Source organism: Aeromonas sp. WP2-W18-CRE-05, from assembly GCF_014168615.1.
Taxonomy (GTDB): domain Bacteria; phylum Pseudomonadota; class Gammaproteobacteria; order Enterobacterales; family Aeromonadaceae; genus Aeromonas; species Aeromonas caviae.
The window spans coordinates 1,923,238-1,937,750 of record NZ_AP021917.1; the positions used below are offsets into that span (position 1 = coordinate 1,923,238).

Here is a 14,513-nt window from a genome sequence, read left to right on the forward strand (position 1 = left end):
AGTGAATCACTGTGGAAATGAAAAGAGCCAGGCATCTGTGATGCCTGACTCTTTTCATTGGTAGATGGAGCGTTGAGCGGTTGCTCAGGCTTTCTGCTTGTTCAGCCGCACCTGGGCGGCTTCTGCCAGCATGGCCAGCAGGGTTTCGGTGTCACTCCACGACAGACAGGCATCGGTGATGCTCTGGCCGAAGGTGGCGGCACAGCCGTTCTCCACGTCCTGACGCCCTTCCACCAGGAAGCTCTCGGCCATGATGCCGGCGATGCCGGTGCGGCCGCGGCGCAGCTGATCGCAGATATCCTGGGCCACCAGCAGTTGGCGGCGGTGATCCTTCATGCTGTTGCCGTGGCTGAAGTCCACTACCAGGCGCTCCGGCAGGCCCACCTGGGCCAGAGCCTCGCACGCCTCGTCGATGCTGGCGGTGTCGTAGTTGGGACGGTGGCCGCCGCGCAGGATCACGTGGCCGTAGGGGTTGCCGGCGGTGCGGTAGATGGTCATCTTGCCGTCCTTGTCCGGGGAGTAGAAGATGTGGCTGTGACGGGCGGCGCGCACCGCATCGATGGCGATGCGGGTGTTGCCGTCGGTGCCGTTCTTGAACCCCACCGGACAGGAGAGGGCGGAGGCCATCTCCCGGTGAACCTGGGACTCGGTGGTGCGCGCGCCGATGGCGCCCCAGGTGATGAGATCGCTGATGTACTGGCCGGTCACCATGTCCAGGAACTCGGTGGCGGTGGGCATGCCGGTCTCGTTGATGTCCACCAGCAGCTTGCGGGCCAGTTTCAGCCCTTCATTGACGTCGAAACTGCCGTCCAGGCGCGGATCATTGATGAGCCCCTTCCAGCCAACGATGGTGCGCGGCTTTTCGAAGTAGGTGCGCATCACGATGCACAGGCTCTCTTTGTACTCATCACGCAGGGTGTTCAGACGCAGGGCGTATTCGTGGGCGGCGGCGGGATCGTGGATGGAGCAGGGGCCGACGATGACCAGCAGGCGCTGATCTTCACCGGACAGAATGGCTTCCACTTGGCGGCGGGCATCCAGCAGGTTCTGGGCGATGGTGTCGGTTAACGGGAAGGCGTGCGCCAGCTCGCTGGGGGTGATCAGGGACTCCAGGCGACGGGTGCGCAATTCATCGGTGTGAATGGACATACGACTCAATTCTCGAGTGGATAAGGTGGGCGGGATGCCAAAATGCAAGGGAATAAAATAAAGCAAAAGTCACCCGATGGAAACCTTGGGCGGCTCTGATAGGATGTGAACCCAAAAGCCATTTCAAATGAGGTAGTTATCGTGGCAAAGCCAGGCGCGACCGGGATCACCCGCATCATCAACGCAACCGGTTACAGCATGAAAGGTCTCAAATCGGCCTGGATCAACGAGGCCGCCTTCCGTCAGGAGCTGGTGCTCATCCTGCTGCTGATGCCGCTGGCATTCTGGATAGGTGACTCCCTCAACGAGATCCTGCTGCTCGTCTGCATCAGCTGGCTGGTGGTGATCGTTGAGGTGCTCAACTCCGCCGTGGAGGCGGTGGTGGATCGCATCGGCTCCGAGCATCACGAACTCTCGGGCCGCGCCAAGGATCTGGGCTCCGCTGCCGTTTTCATCGCCCTGGCCCTCAATGCCCTGGTGTGGGGCGCCCTGGTGGGCCGCAACCTGCTGGGCTGGTGGTAGGTTGCGAGAGCAACCTTTCTTCTGACATAAAAAAGCCCGTCATCACGACGGGCTTTTTGCTGCGCAGATAAGGGCTTATCAGTGCAGGATCCGGGCACGGATGGTGCCATTGATCTCTTTGAGACGGGCCAGGGCCTTCTCGCTGTGCTCGGTTTCGACGTCGATGACCACGTAACCGATCTCGCTGCTGGTCTGCAGGTATTGACCGGCGATGTTGATCCCCTCGTCGGCGAAGATCTGGTTGATCTGGTTCATCACGCCGGGCTGGTTGCGGTGAATGTGCAGCAGGCGGCTGGAGCCCTTGTGGCCGGGCAGGGAGACTTCCGGGAAGTTGACCGCGGAGAGGGTGGAGCCGTTGTCGGAGTATTTGACCAGCTTGTTGGCCACTTCCAGACCGATGTTCTCCTGGGCTTCCTGGGTGGAGCCGCCGATGTGGGGGGTCAGGATCACGTTGTCCAGGCCGCGCAACGGGGTGAGGAACTCCTCGTCGTTGGACTTGGGCTCCACCGGGAAGACGTCGATGGCGGCGCCGGAGAGGTGGCCGCTCTTGATGACGTCGGCCAGGGCGTCGATGTCCACCACGGTGCCGCGGGAGGCGTTGATGAAGATGGCGCCCGGTTTCATCATGCGCAGTTGCTCTGCACCGATGAGATCCTTGGTGGAGGCGGTTTCCGGTACGTGCAGGCTGATGACGTCAGACATGTTGAGCAGCTCCACCAGGTTCGGCACCTGGATGGCGTTGCCAAGGGAGAGCTTGTTCTCGATGTCGTAGTAGTAGACCTTCATGCCGATCATCTCGGCGATGATGCCAAGCTGGGTGCCGATGTGGCCGTAGCCGATGATGCCGAGCTTCTTGCCGCGGGCTTCGACGCTGCGGTTGGCCAGCTTCTCCCAGACGCCGCGATGGCACTTGGCGTTCTTCTCGGGAATGCCGCGCAGCAGCAGCAGGATCTCCCCCAGTACCAGTTCGGCCACGGAGCGGGTGTTGGAGAAGGGGGCGTTGAAGACGGGGATGCCGCGCACGTGGGCGGCGTCGAGGGAGACCTGGTTGGTGCCGATGCAGAAGCAGCCGATGGCCACCAGCTTGGTGGCGGCATCCAGCACCTTCTCGGTGATCTGGGTGCGTGAACGCAGGCCCACGAAATGCACGTCACGAATGCGCTCGATCAACTCCTCTTCCGACAGGGACGTCTTCAGATATTCCACATTGGTGTAGCCGGCTGCCCGAAAGGTCTCCACCGTGTTGGGATGGACTCCCTCCAGCAGCAGTACCTTGATCTTATCCTTGTCCAGCGAAAACTTGGCTGTCATGACGTTCCCTCTATTGTTTTGAAAAATGCGTTCAGGCTTGCAGTGTGAAGAAAACCGTAAAGTAGCAAAAACGTTTGGGAGAGGGAATATTTGTGACGAAAGTCAAATTCTTTGAAGTTATCAACGATTGTTGCAGATGTGCTGCTACAAGCCATTGAGGGATAACCAGAAACGGCGCCATGAGGCGCCGTTGTCCATTTGGGGCAGTCAGATTGACTGACCCGGGCAGGGGCTTGCCCGGAGGGGGAGGTCCGGGGAGCAGGCCTTAGTTGGTGATCACGCCCTCGGGGGTGCCGATCAGCACAACGTCGGCGCCACGATGGGCGAACAGGCCGTTGGTGACCACGCCCACGATGCTGTTGAGGCGGGTTTCCAGAGCCTTGGCATCGGTGATGGCCATGCCCTTGACGTCCAGGATGATGTTGCCGTTGTCGGTCACCACCCCTTCACGCCACACCGGGTTGCCGCCAAGGGCGCGGATCTCGCGGGCCACGTATTCGCGGGCCATGGGGATCACTTCCACCGGCAGGGGGAAGGTGCCCAGCACGTCGACGGTCTTGGTGTTGTCGATGATGCAGATGAACTGGTCGGCCACGGCGGCGACGATCTTCTCGCGGGTCAGGGCGGCGCCGCCCCCCTTGATCATGTCGCGGCTGGCGTTGATCTCGTCGGCACCATCCACGTAGACGGAGAGGGCATTGATGTCGTTGAGGTCAAACACCGGGATGCCGAGACCCTTGAGGCGCTCGGTGGAGGCGATGGAGCTCGACACCGCGCCCTTGATCTGGTCTTTCATGGTCGCCAGTGCGTCGATGAAGTGATTGACGGTAGAGCCGGTGCCCACCCCGACGATGGTGCCGGGTACCACGTATTTGAGCGCAGCCCAACCGGCCGCCTTCTTCATTTCATCTTGAGTCATGATGGATCCTTATGGAAAAAGCGGGCGCATTATATCCAAGCATCCCCCCCAGAGCGACCATGGTGCTCACGTTCCGGCGCAAAAATCCCCAAGATGTAAATCGTTTGCCTGTTTATTGAACCGAAGGGGGCGCCCCCACCTCATCAGGCAAAGTGCCAGCAGCGGCTGGGGGTGATGATCTGGGGGAGCGGCACGTCCCACTGCTCCCGGGGGACGGCATCCACCTGCTGGCAGTCGTGGGCGAGCCCCAGGGGTCTTGGGCCGAGCTGGTGCTCATGCCAGCAGGCGAGGGTGCGATCGTAGTAGCCGCCCCCCATGCCGAGGCGGTTGCCAGCCTCATCGAAGGCCACCAGCGGGGTGCAGATGATGTCCAGCATGCTGTGGGGCAGCACCTGCTGCACGTCGAGCTCGGGCTCGGCGATGCCGTAGCGGTTGCGGGTCATGGGGGTGGTGGCGGTGTAGCGCAAGAAGAGCAGGTGACCCGGGGTGAAGGGGTGCCGCACCGGCAGGTAGACCTCCTTCTGCCGGGCCCACAGCCAGTGGATGGCGGGCAGGGAATCGAGCTCCCCGTCGTTGGCCAGATAGAGGGCGATGCGTCTGGCCGCGAGGATGCCGGGGTGTTCCTGGAAGCGCTCGACCAGCTGCTGGGCCGCCGCCTGCTGCTCGGCCTGGCTCAGGCTTTTTCTGCGCTGGCGAATGAGCTGGCGCAGGTTCTGGCGTTCGGGTTGGGTATCCGGCATGGGGACTCCTGGGCAAAGGTGGGCTGGCGCTACCTTAGCAAGGGGCCGACGGGATGAAAAGCCGATGGCGGGGCCGCCAGCCGGGCGGCCCCTGAGGTCGGGCGTCAGGAACGGTGGGGGGCGGGAGCCACTGCCCCCATCTGGTGCTTGAGGAAGACGGCCACGATGGCGGCCAGGGCCAGCGCCATGGGGTAGAAGCTCATGCTCACGACCAGGATCGGCGAGAGGGCGAAGATGGAACCCAGCAGCAGCGCCTGGGCGCCCCAGGGGATGAGCCCCTGTACCACGCAGGAGAAGATGTCCAGCATGGAGGCGGCGCGGCGTGGGGTGACCCCGTGATGGTCCGCCAGATCCCTGGCTACCTTGCTCGCGACTATGATGGCCACGGTGTTGTTGGCGGTGCACAGGTTGGTGAGGCTCACCACGCCGGCGATGCCGAGCTCGGCCGCCTTTTCGTTCTGCTCGCCATCGTGGTGGCGGGTGAAGCGGGCAATCAGGGCGGCGATGCGCTCACTTATCCATGCGAGCCCCCCCTGGCGTTCCATCAGGGCACCCAGACCGCCGATGAGCATGGAGAGCAGGAAGATCTCCTGCATGCTGGTAAAGCCCTGATAGATGTCCTTGCTGAACTGGCCGAGAGAGTAGCTGCCAAGCAGCCCCACGCCACCGGCCGCCAGGATGCCGAGCCCCAGTACCATGAAGACGTTCATGCCAGAGAGGGCCAGCACCAGGATCAGCAGATAGGGGGCGACCTTGAGCAAGTCCGCCTCGGCGGTGGGGGCCGGCGCTTCACCGGTGGAGCCCAGCACCAGATAGAGCAGGATCACCAGCACGGCGGCGGGGGCGGCAATCTTGATGTTCTCGCGAAACTTGTCCTTCATCTCGCAGCCCTGGCTGCGGGTGGCAGCGATGGTGGTGTCTGAGATGATGGAGAGGTTGTCCCCGAACATGGCGCCGGAGAGGATGGTCCCCGCCATCAGCATCGGATCGATGCCGGCGGCCTGGGCGACGCCCAGCGCCACCGGTGCCACGGCGCCGATGGTGCCCATGGAGGTACCCATGGCGGTGGCAATGAAGGCAGAGATGAGGAAGAGCCCCGGCAGCAGGCACCAGCCCGGAATGAGGGAGAGGCCGAGGGCGACCGTGGCATCCACCCCGCCGGTGGCCTTGGCCACGGTGGCGAAGGCGCCCGCCAGCAAATAGATGAGGCACATTGCCATGATGTTGCTCTCGCCCACCCCCTTGAAGAAGGTCTCGAGGTTCTTGTTGAACCCCTCGCGTCCCATCAGCAGGGCCAGCATGACGGCAGGCAGGGCGGCAACGGGGGCGGGGAGCTGGTAGAAGGCGAACTCGACCCCCTGCAGGGTCAGCCAGGTACCGGTACCGATGAAGAGGGCAAGAAAGACCAGAAGGGGCAGCAGGGCTCTGGCACGGGGTTGGGTCTGGATCATGTGTTCCTCGAAACTTGAACAATGACCTCCTGTCGTTGCCTGTGGCGCCTCCAGGGCGGGCACAGGGCGGGCATCCTGCCACCATGGGGGGCCAACAGTAGTGAGTCGGCCCGCCCGGGTCAAGATAGCCGTCCAGATGGATAGGGCTTTTTGCTTCGTGATTCTGACTTGTCTGGTTATTCCGTTATTTATTCTGTTTTTAATGAATTTATCGTTTAAATGTCGGGGTGGTTTGGCGGGCCAGATCGGGCTTTTCAAAGGGGACGCGGGCTGGTAAAACGGTCTCTTTCCATAATAAAGAGATGAGAGGGTGGAGATGGACAATCCGATCCGTGTGGCCGTGATGGGCTGTAATGGTCGTATGGGCAAGGTGCTGCTGGAGGCTATCGCCAACGCCGAGGGCGTGGTGGTGGGAGCGGCGCTGGAACGACCGGGCTCTGCCGTGATCGGTCTGGATGCGGGTGAACTCAACGGCCTGGGGCGCCTTGGCGTCATCATCAGCGACAGTCTGGAGAAGGTGAAGGACGAATTCGATCTCATCATCGACTTCACCCGCCCCGAGGTGACCCTGGCGAACCTCGCCTTTGCACTGGCGCATGGCAAGCAGATGGTGATCGGCACCACCGGCTTTGACGAGGCGGGCAAGGTGGCCCTGCACGAGGCGGGCAAGCAGATCGGCATCGTCTTCGCCTCCAACTACTCGGTCGGGGTCAACCTGGTGTTCAAGCTGCTGGAGCAGGCGGCCAGGGTGATGGGGGAGTACACCGACATCGAGATCATCGAGGGGCACCACAGACACAAGGTGGATGCTCCGTCCGGCACCGCGCTCTCCATGGGAGAAGTGGTGGCGAAAACCCTGGGCCGGGATCTCAAAGAGTGCGCCGTCTATGGCCGTGAGGGGATCACCGGTGAACGGGATCGCAACACCATCGGCTTTGCCACCATCCGCGCCGGAGATCTGGTGGGGGAGCACACCGTCATGTTCGCCGACATCGGCGAGCGGGTCGAGATCAGCCACAAGGCTTCCAGCCGTCTGACCTTCGCCAACGGTGCAGTGCGGGCGGGCAAGTGGCTCGGCCAGCAAGGGGCCGGTCTCTATGACATGCAGGATGTGCTCGGTCTGAAATAAACCGTCTTCAGGGGGAGTGCAGACTCCCGTACTGGTTGCCAAACCCCGGTCCGCCGGGGTTTTTTGTCACTTTTTTGTAGAAATGAGCCTTAATCATCACTTTTTGAGTGAACCTCGCTAAATCCTGCCATTCTTACAAGCCTGCCACCCTCTTGCGACAAAAATGTCATCAAGGGGTAACGGGTTTGGGTCTCAATATTCCCCTGTGGGAGGCATTTTTCCCTGATGTGAAACAGACTAAAAATGCAATACAAGAAAAACGTTTTCCATTCTTGTGGTTCATTTTTCTGGCTTCAAATGGTGTTTTTGCTGTTGTGTTGTTTGTTTTTTAATTTTCTATCTTGCTGTTTATTAAGTGGTAAATTTGGATTTTTGTACGTTGCATGGCATCGGGTGCCGCTTTGTGGTCTGTGTTTGGCTTTTCTTTTTGAAGAGGGGGTTGCAAAGCGAGTGAGTGCATAGATAATGGGTAATGTTGCTTGTTTATTGAATTTAGATGCATTTCAGACGAGAAAAGACGTTGAAATGAGATCGTTTTTAAGTAGAATGCGCCCAATTTGCCAGAAATCTGCCGGGTTTGAACCCTGTTTCAAACAGCGTCCGGACCCGCAACACCCAGGTAAATTGCTGAATTTAAAGCTAAATAACTGGAGGTTGTCTTGAATCACACTGCATTGCTAGTGCTGGAAGATGGAACTGTGTTCAAAGGCGTGTCGATAGGCGCCGAGGGATGTTCCGTTGGTGAAGTGGTTTTCAACACGTCGATGACGGGTTATCAGGAAATCCTCACTGATCCCTCTTATTCCCGTCAGATCGTTACCCTCACTTACCCCCATATAGGCAACACCGGCACCAACAGCGAAGATGAAGAGTCCAGTCAGGTCCATGCTCAGGGCCTCATCATCCGGGACCTTCCGATACTGGCCTCCAACTTCCGCAATCAGCAATCCCTCTCCGATTACCTCAAGTCCCACAACATCGTTGGCATCGCCGACATCGACACCCGCAAGCTGACCCGCATCCTGCGCGAGAAAGGTGCCCAGGCCGGTTGCATCCTGGCTGGCAAGCAGCTCGACGAGGCCCATGCCCTGAGCCAGGCCCGCGCCTTCCCCGGTTTGAAGGGGATGGACCTGGCCAAGGAAGTGACCGTGAGCGAATCCTACAGCTGGACTGAAGGCAGCTGGCAGCTCGGCAAGGGTCACGTCACCCCGGCGGCCGATGAGCTGAAATACCACGTGGTGGCCTACGACTTCGGCGTGAAGCGCAACATCCTGCGCATGCTGGTGGACCGTGGCTGCCGCCTGACCGTGGTGCCGGCCAAGACCCCGGCCGCCGAGGTACTGGCGATGAACCCGGATGGCATCTTCCTCTCCAACGGCCCCGGCGACCCCGAGCCGTGCGACTACGCCATCGAAGCTATCAAGGCTTTCCTCAATACCAGCACCCCGGTGTTCGGTATCTGCCTGGGCCACCAGTTGCTGGGCCTGGCCTCCGGCGCCAAGACCATCAAGATGAAGTTCGGCCACCACGGTGCCAACCACCCGGTGAAGAGTCTGGACGACAACACCGTGATGATCACCGCCCAGAACCACGGCTTTGCGGTGGACGAGCAGACCCTGCCCGAGTGCCTGCGTGCCACCCACGTCTCCCTGTTCGATGGGTCGCTCCAGGGCATCCATCGCACCGACCGTCCGGCCTTCAGCTTCCAGGGTCACCCCGAAGCGAGCCCGGGCCCGCACGATTGTGCCGGTCTGTTCGACCACTTTATTGAATTGATTAAGCAGTATCGCGCCTAAGAGGATAAAGAGAGCCATGCCAAAACGTAACGACCTACAGAGCATCCTGATCCTCGGCGCCGGCCCCATCGTCATCGGTCAGGCCTGCGAATTCGACTACTCCGGCGCCCAGGCGTGCAAGGCCCTGAAAGAAGAGGGCTACCGCGTCATCCTGGTGAACTCCAACCCGGCCACCATCATGACCGACCCGGAGATGGCCGACGCCACCTACATCGAGCCCATCACCTGGGAAGTGGTGCGCGAGATCATCAAGAAAGAGCGCCCGGACGCCATCCTGCCCACCATGGGTGGTCAGACTGCGCTGAACTGCGCCCTGGCGCTGGAGCAGCATGGCGTGCTCAAGGAGTTCGGTGTCGAGATGATCGGCGCCACCGCCGACGCCATCGACAAGGCCGAGGATCGCTCCCGCTTTGACAAGGCGATGCGCAGTATCGGTCTCGAGTGCCCCCGTGCCGGCATCGCCCACAACATGGAAGAGGCCTGGGGTGTGCAGCAGATGGTCGGCTTCCCCTGCATCATCCGTCCTTCCTTTACCATGGGTGGCTCGGGCGGCGGCATCGCCTACAACACCGAAGAGTTCGTGGAGATCTGCGAGCGCGGTCTGGATCTCTCCCCGACCAAGGAGCTGCTCATCGATGAGTCGCTCATCGGCTGGAAAGAGTACGAGATGGAAGTGGTGAGGGATCGCAACGACAACTGCATCATCGTCTGCGCCATCGAAAACTTCGACCCCATGGGCATCCACACCGGTGACTCCATCACGGTCGCGCCAGCCCAGACGCTGACCGACAAGGAGTACCAGATCATGCGCAACGCCTCCATGGCGGTGCTGCGCGAGATCGGTGTCGAGACCGGCGGCTCCAACGTCCAGTTCGGCATCAACCCCAAAGACGGCCGCATGGTCATCATCGAGATGAACCCGCGGGTGTCGCGCTCCTCTGCGCTGGCCTCCAAGGCGACCGGCTTCCCCATCGCCAAGATCGCCGCCAAGCTCGCCATCGGTTACACCCTGGACGAGCTGATGAACGACATCACCGGTGGTCGTACCCCGGCCTCCTTCGAGCCGGCCATCGACTACGTGGTGACCAAGGTGCCGCGCTTCAACTTCGAGAAGTTCGCCGGTGCCAACGACCGTCTGACCACCCAGATGAAGTCCGTCGGCGAAGTAATGGCCATCGGCCGTAACTTCCAGGAGTCCCTGCACAAGGCCCTGCGTGGTCTCGAGACCGGCAAGACCGGCTTCGACCCCATGGTTGACCTGAACGCCCCCGACTCCCTGACCCGCATCCGTCACGAGCTGCAGGATGCCGGTGCCGAGCGCATCTTCTACATCGCCGACGCCTTCCGCGCCGGCCTTTCCATGGACGGCGTGTTCAAGCTGACCAAGATTGACCCCTGGTTCCTGGTGCAGATTGAAGAGCTGGTGAAACTGGAAGAGCAGGTGAAAGAGCGCGGCATGGCCGGTCTCGACGCCGACTTCCTGCGCGCCCTCAAGCGCAAGGGCTTTGCCGACGCCCGCCTGGCCAAGATCCTCGGCGTGGCCGAAGGGGAAGTGCGTAAATTGCGTGCCCGCCACAACATCTTCCCGGTCTACAAGCGGGTCGACACCTGCGCGGCCGAGTTCGCCACCAACACTGCCTACATGTACTCCAGCTACGACGAAGAGTGCGAGGCCAACCCCACCAACCGCGACAAGATCATGGTCATCGGTGGCGGCCCGAACCGTATCGGTCAGGGCATCGAGTTCGACTATTGCTGCGTACACGCGGCCCTGGCCCTGCGCGAAGACGGTTACGAGACCATCATGGTCAACTGCAACCCTGAGACCGTCTCCACCGACTACGACACTTCCGACCGTCTCTACTTCGAGCCGGTGACCCTGGAAGACGTGCTGGAAATCGTGCGGGTCGAGCAGCCCAAGGGCGTCATCGTCCAGTACGGCGGCCAGACTCCGCTGAAACTGGCGCGGGCATTGGAAGCGAACGGCGTGCCGGTCATCGGGACCAGCCCGGATGCCATCGACCGCGCGGAAGACCGCGAGCGCTTCCAGTCCGCCGTCGAGCGCCTGGGGCTCAAGCAGCCGGAAAACGGCACCGTCACCGCCCTGGAGCAGGCCGTGCAACTGGCCACGCGCATCACCTACCCGCTGGTGGTTCGCCCCTCCTACGTGCTGGGTGGCCGCGCCATGGAAATCGTCTATGACGAGCAGGACCTGCGCCGCTACTTCGCCGAGGCAGTGAGCGTCTCCAACGAGTCGCCGGTACTACTGGACCGCTTCCTGGACGACGCCACCGAGGTGGACGTGGACGCCATCTGCGACGGTACCGATGTGGTTATCGGCGGCATCATGGAGCACATCGAACAGGCCGGTATCCACTCCGGTGACTCCGCCTGCTCCCTGCCGCCCTACACCCTGTCCAAGTCCATCCAGGACGAGATGCGCGAGCAGGTGCGCAAGCTGGCGCTGGAACTCGGTGTGGTGGGCTTGATGAACGTGCAGTTCGCGGTGAAAGACAACGAGATTTACCTCATCGAGGTGAACCCCCGTGCCGCCCGTACCGTGCCGTTTGTCTCCAAGGCCACCGGTGCCCCGCTGGCGAAGATCGCCGCCCGCGTCATGGCCGGTCAGAGCCTGAAAGAACAGGGCTTTACCACCGAGATCATCCCGCCCTACTACTCGGTGAAGGAAGTGGTACTGCCGTTCGCCAAGTTCCCGGGTGTGGACCCGCTGCTGGGGCCGGAAATGCGCTCCACCGGTGAAGTCATGGGAGTGGGCAGCAGCTTCGCCGAGGCCTATGCCAAGGCGCAGCTGGGTGCCGGTCACCAGGTACCGAGCGAAGGTCGCGCCCTCTTGTCCGTGCGCCACGGCGACAAGGAGCGGGTGGTCAACCTGGCCGCCAAGCTGCTGGAGCTGGGTTATGACCTCGACGCCACCCACGGGACCGCCGTGACCTTGGGCGAGGCGAGCATCAACCCGCGTCTGGTCAACAAGGTGCACGAGGGTCGTCCGCACATTCTGGATCGCATCAAGAATGGCGAGTACACCTACATCGTCAACACCGCCGAGGGTCGTCAGGCCATCGAGGACTCCAAGCAGCTGCGCCGTGGCGCCCTGCAGCACAAGGTGGCTTACACCACCACGCTGCACGCGGCCTTCGCCACCTGCATGGCCATCAGTGTTGATGCCACCGCCAATGTGAACTCAGTGCAGGAGCTGCATGAGAAGGTGAACAACCGCTAAGAGCTCCGGCAGCACGCTGCCCGCTCGATGCATGCAAACCCCGCCAGCGATGGCGGGGTTTTTTATTGCCTGCGCCCTGCCACTTCCGGGGAAACGCCTTCAAGGAAGATGGGTGAGATGGCGAATAATTCATCATGGGTGGTGATACTCACCCCATGAATGAACTTTCACTGCATCAATATTGCTGAATTGGCATGATGGGGTGCAATCTTCGCAATCTCTCGCCCCCACGACCTCCCTATACTGGGTGCTCATACAAACAAGGTCGTCTGCGCCGACACACCAAAAGGTGGCGTGCGAGAGGATCAGCGCCCGCAGCCCGATCCGGCTGCCGTGGCCGGCCCCGGTGACCGACGGGGGCCGCAGGAAAACCGGTCGCGGGGTTACCGCCGCGCGACTCGTCAGGGACGGTGTTACCGCACCAACCCGCTTCCCCTCCTTGCCCCACCCGCCTGTCGGCCCGGTCGTCCGGCGCCTCGCCCATCCGTCAAGGGAATCTGAATATGAGCTTCGATCATCGCAAATACCGCCGTGCCCCCGTGATCAACCTGGCGGATCGCCAGTGGCCCAACCGGGTACTGGAGCGGGCACCGCTCTGGTGCGCCGTGGACCTGCGCGATGGCAACCAGGCGCTGGTCGAGCCCATGACGGTGGCCCAGAAGCTGCAAATGTGGGCGCTGATGACCCACATCGGCTTCAAGCACATCGAGGTGGGTTTCCCGGCGGCCTCCCAGCCCGACTTCGATTTTGTGCGCGAACTCATCGAGCGCAACCTCATCCCCGATGACGTCACCATCCAGGTGCTGGTGCAGGCCCGGGAAGATCTGATCGCCCGCACCTTCGAGGCCCTCAAGGGGGCGAAGCGGGCCATCGTCCACGTCTACAACTCGGTCAACCCGACCCAGCGCAACTATGTGTTCAACTCAGGCAAGGACGGGGTCAAGGCCATCGCCGTGCAGGGGGCGCGCTGGGTGCGGGAGTATGCGGCCCGCAATCCGGGCACCGAGTGGAGTTTCCAGTATTCCCCGGAGAGTTTCAGCAGTACCGAGGTGGAGTTCGCCGTCGAGGTGTGTGACGCCGTCATCGACGAGTGGCGCGCCGCTGCCCGCCCGATGATCCTGAACCTCCCCGCCACGGTGGAGGTGAGCACCCCCAATGTGTTTGCGGATCAGGTGGAGTGGTTCTGCCGACACCTCAAGGCGCGACCCGAGGTGAGCATCTCCATCCACACCCACAACGACAGAGGCTGTGGGGTGGCCGCCGCCGAGCTGGCAGTGCTGGCGGGGGCGGATCGCATCGAGGGCACCCTGCTCGGCAACGGGGAGCGTACCGGCAACATGGACATCGTCACCATGGCCATGAACCTCTACAGCCAGGGGATCGATCCCGAACTCAACCTGGCGGACATGGATGCCATCGTCGCCACCGTGGGGGCCTGCACCCAGATTGCCCTGCACCCGCGCCACCCCTATGCCGGCGAGCTGGTCTACACGGCGTTTTCCGGCAGCCACCAGGACGCCATCCGCAAGTCTCTCGCGGCAGAAAAACCGGATCACTACTGGGACGTGGCTTACCTGCCCATCGATCCTGCCGATCTCGGTCGCAGCTACGAGGCGGTGATCCGCATCAACAGCCAGTCCGGCAAGGGAGGGGTGGCCTATCTGCTGGAGCGTGACCTCGGTCTGCAACTGCCGCGCTGGCTGCAAATCGACTTCAGCCGCCGGGTTCAAGCCGAGGCTGAGGCGAGCAGCAGCGAAATCAGCCCGGAGCAGATCCGCACCCTGTTCGAGCAGCACTATCTCGAGCCGGCCCACGGCTATCGCATCGGGCGCTTCCAGCTCGGTCATGACAGTCAGGAGAGCCTGCGCCTGGAGTTGCAGACCCCCCACGGCACCCTGCAATTGTGCGGTGAAGGGGAGGGTGCCATCACCGCCCTGGTCAACGGCTGGCAGCGTCAGACCGGCATGCACATCGATGTGCTGGATTACTCCGAGCATGCGCTCACCGCCGGCACCGAATCCCGCGCCGCCGCTTATGTGCTGCTGAGCGTCGAGGGCACCCGGATGTGTGGCGTCGCCGTCGGTCGCGACGTGGTCAACGCCTCCCTGCAGGCGGTGATCAACGGCGCCGCCCAGCATCAGGCCCTGCGCCAGAGCGCCTGAGGCGGCACTGCCCGCTTGCCGTGAGGGCGAGCAGGGAAGGGCCGCCCGCCCCGATGTCACGGCAGATCGCGCCGTCCCCGTTGCAACAATCCC

Annotated in this window: 10 protein-coding genes; 5 read left to right on the plus strand and 5 right to left on the minus strand. The window is 62.0% G+C overall.

Going from position 1 to position 14,513, the window contains the following annotated elements:
- Positions 1–84 precede the first annotated feature (84 nt).
- A complete protein-coding gene (locus H7R73_RS09225) occupies positions 85–1,149 on the minus strand; it encodes a 3-deoxy-7-phosphoheptulonate synthase (protein ID WP_103260349.1) in 1,065 nt (354 codons plus the stop codon).
- A gap of 141 nt (positions 1,150–1,290) precedes the next feature.
- Here H7R73_RS09225 and H7R73_RS09230 point away from each other — a divergent pair, with 141 nt between their 5' ends.
- Positions 1,291–1,671 (plus strand): diacylglycerol kinase, encoded by a 381-nt coding sequence (locus tag H7R73_RS09230; RefSeq protein WP_041213103.1) that lies wholly within the window; start codon positions 1,291–1,293, stop codon positions 1,669–1,671.
- A 78-nt stretch (positions 1,672–1,749) separates the two neighbouring features.
- Here H7R73_RS09230 and serA read toward each other — a convergent pair whose 3' ends face one another.
- The 4 genes from serA to H7R73_RS09250 form a co-directional block, all read right to left on the minus strand.
- A complete protein-coding gene (serA, locus tag H7R73_RS09235) occupies positions 1,750–2,982 on the minus strand; it encodes a phosphoglycerate dehydrogenase (protein ID WP_039040384.1) in 1,233 nt (410 codons plus the stop codon).
- 265 nt (positions 2,983–3,247) lie between these two features.
- Positions 3,248–3,901, minus strand: coding sequence for a ribose-5-phosphate isomerase RpiA (gene rpiA / locus H7R73_RS09240; RefSeq protein WP_103260348.1), 654 nt, complete (start codon positions 3,899–3,901; stop codon positions 3,248–3,250).
- 143 nt (positions 3,902–4,044) lie between these two features.
- On the minus strand, positions 4,045–4,641 hold the full coding sequence (locus tag H7R73_RS09245) for a 5-formyltetrahydrofolate cyclo-ligase (protein WP_103260347.1): 597 nt from the start codon (positions 4,639–4,641) through the stop codon (positions 4,045–4,047).
- Positions 4,642–4,745: 104 nt separating this feature from the next.
- Entirely contained in the window at positions 4,746–6,092 is a 1,347-nt protein-coding gene (locus H7R73_RS09250; protein WP_039040381.1) for a Na+/H+ antiporter NhaC family protein, read from the minus strand.
- 316 nt (positions 6,093–6,408) lie between these two features.
- Between H7R73_RS09250 and dapB the strand changes: the two genes are divergently transcribed.
- The 4 genes from dapB (at position 6,409) to leuA (ending at position 14,420) form a co-directional block, all read left to right on the plus strand.
- Positions 6,409–7,221 (plus strand): 4-hydroxy-tetrahydrodipicolinate reductase, encoded by an 813-nt coding sequence (dapB, locus tag H7R73_RS09255; protein WP_103261152.1) that lies wholly within the window; start codon positions 6,409–6,411, stop codon positions 7,219–7,221.
- A gap of 659 nt (positions 7,222–7,880) precedes the next feature.
- Positions 7,881–9,017, plus strand: a complete 1,137-nt coding sequence (carA, locus tag H7R73_RS09260) for a glutamine-hydrolyzing carbamoyl-phosphate synthase small subunit (protein ID WP_103260346.1) — start codon at positions 7,881–7,883, stop codon at positions 9,015–9,017.
- A 16-nt stretch (positions 9,018–9,033) separates the two neighbouring features.
- A complete protein-coding gene (gene carB, locus H7R73_RS09265; RefSeq protein WP_103260345.1) occupies positions 9,034–12,258 on the plus strand; it encodes a carbamoyl-phosphate synthase large subunit in 3,225 nt (1,074 codons plus the stop codon).
- 503 nt (positions 12,259–12,761) lie between these two features.
- A complete protein-coding gene (leuA, locus tag H7R73_RS09270; protein WP_103260344.1) occupies positions 12,762–14,420 on the plus strand; it encodes a 2-isopropylmalate synthase in 1,659 nt (552 codons plus the stop codon).
- The last annotated feature ends 93 nt before the right edge of the window (positions 14,421–14,513 follow it).

Excerpts from the sequence above, each read along its gene's own strand:
- dapB (WP_103261152.1), top strand. The coding sequence starts at position 6,409 with ATGGACAATCCGATCCGTGTGGCCGTGATGGGCTGTAATGGTCGTATG.
- H7R73_RS09245 (WP_103260347.1), bottom strand. The coding sequence starts at position 4,641 with ATGCCGGATACCCAACCCGAACGCCAGAACCTGCGCCAGCTCATTCGC.
- H7R73_RS09250 (WP_039040381.1), bottom strand. The coding sequence starts at position 6,092 with ATGATCCAGACCCAACCCCGTGCCAGAGCCCTGCTGCCCCTTCTGGTC.
- leuA (WP_103260344.1), top strand. The coding sequence starts at position 12,762 with ATGAGCTTCGATCATCGCAAATACCGCCGTGCCCCCGTGATCAACCTG.
- carB (WP_103260345.1), top strand. The coding sequence starts at position 9,034 with ATGCCAAAACGTAACGACCTACAGAGCATCCTGATCCTCGGCGCCGGC.
- serA (WP_039040384.1), bottom strand. The coding sequence starts at position 2,982 with ATGACAGCCAAGTTTTCGCTGGACAAGGATAAGATCAAGGTACTGCTG.
- rpiA (WP_103260348.1), bottom strand. The coding sequence starts at position 3,901 with ATGACTCAAGATGAAATGAAGAAGGCGGCCGGTTGGGCTGCGCTCAAA.
- H7R73_RS09225 (WP_103260349.1), bottom strand. The coding sequence starts at position 1,149 with ATGTCCATTCACACCGATGAATTGCGCACCCGTCGCCTGGAGTCCCTG.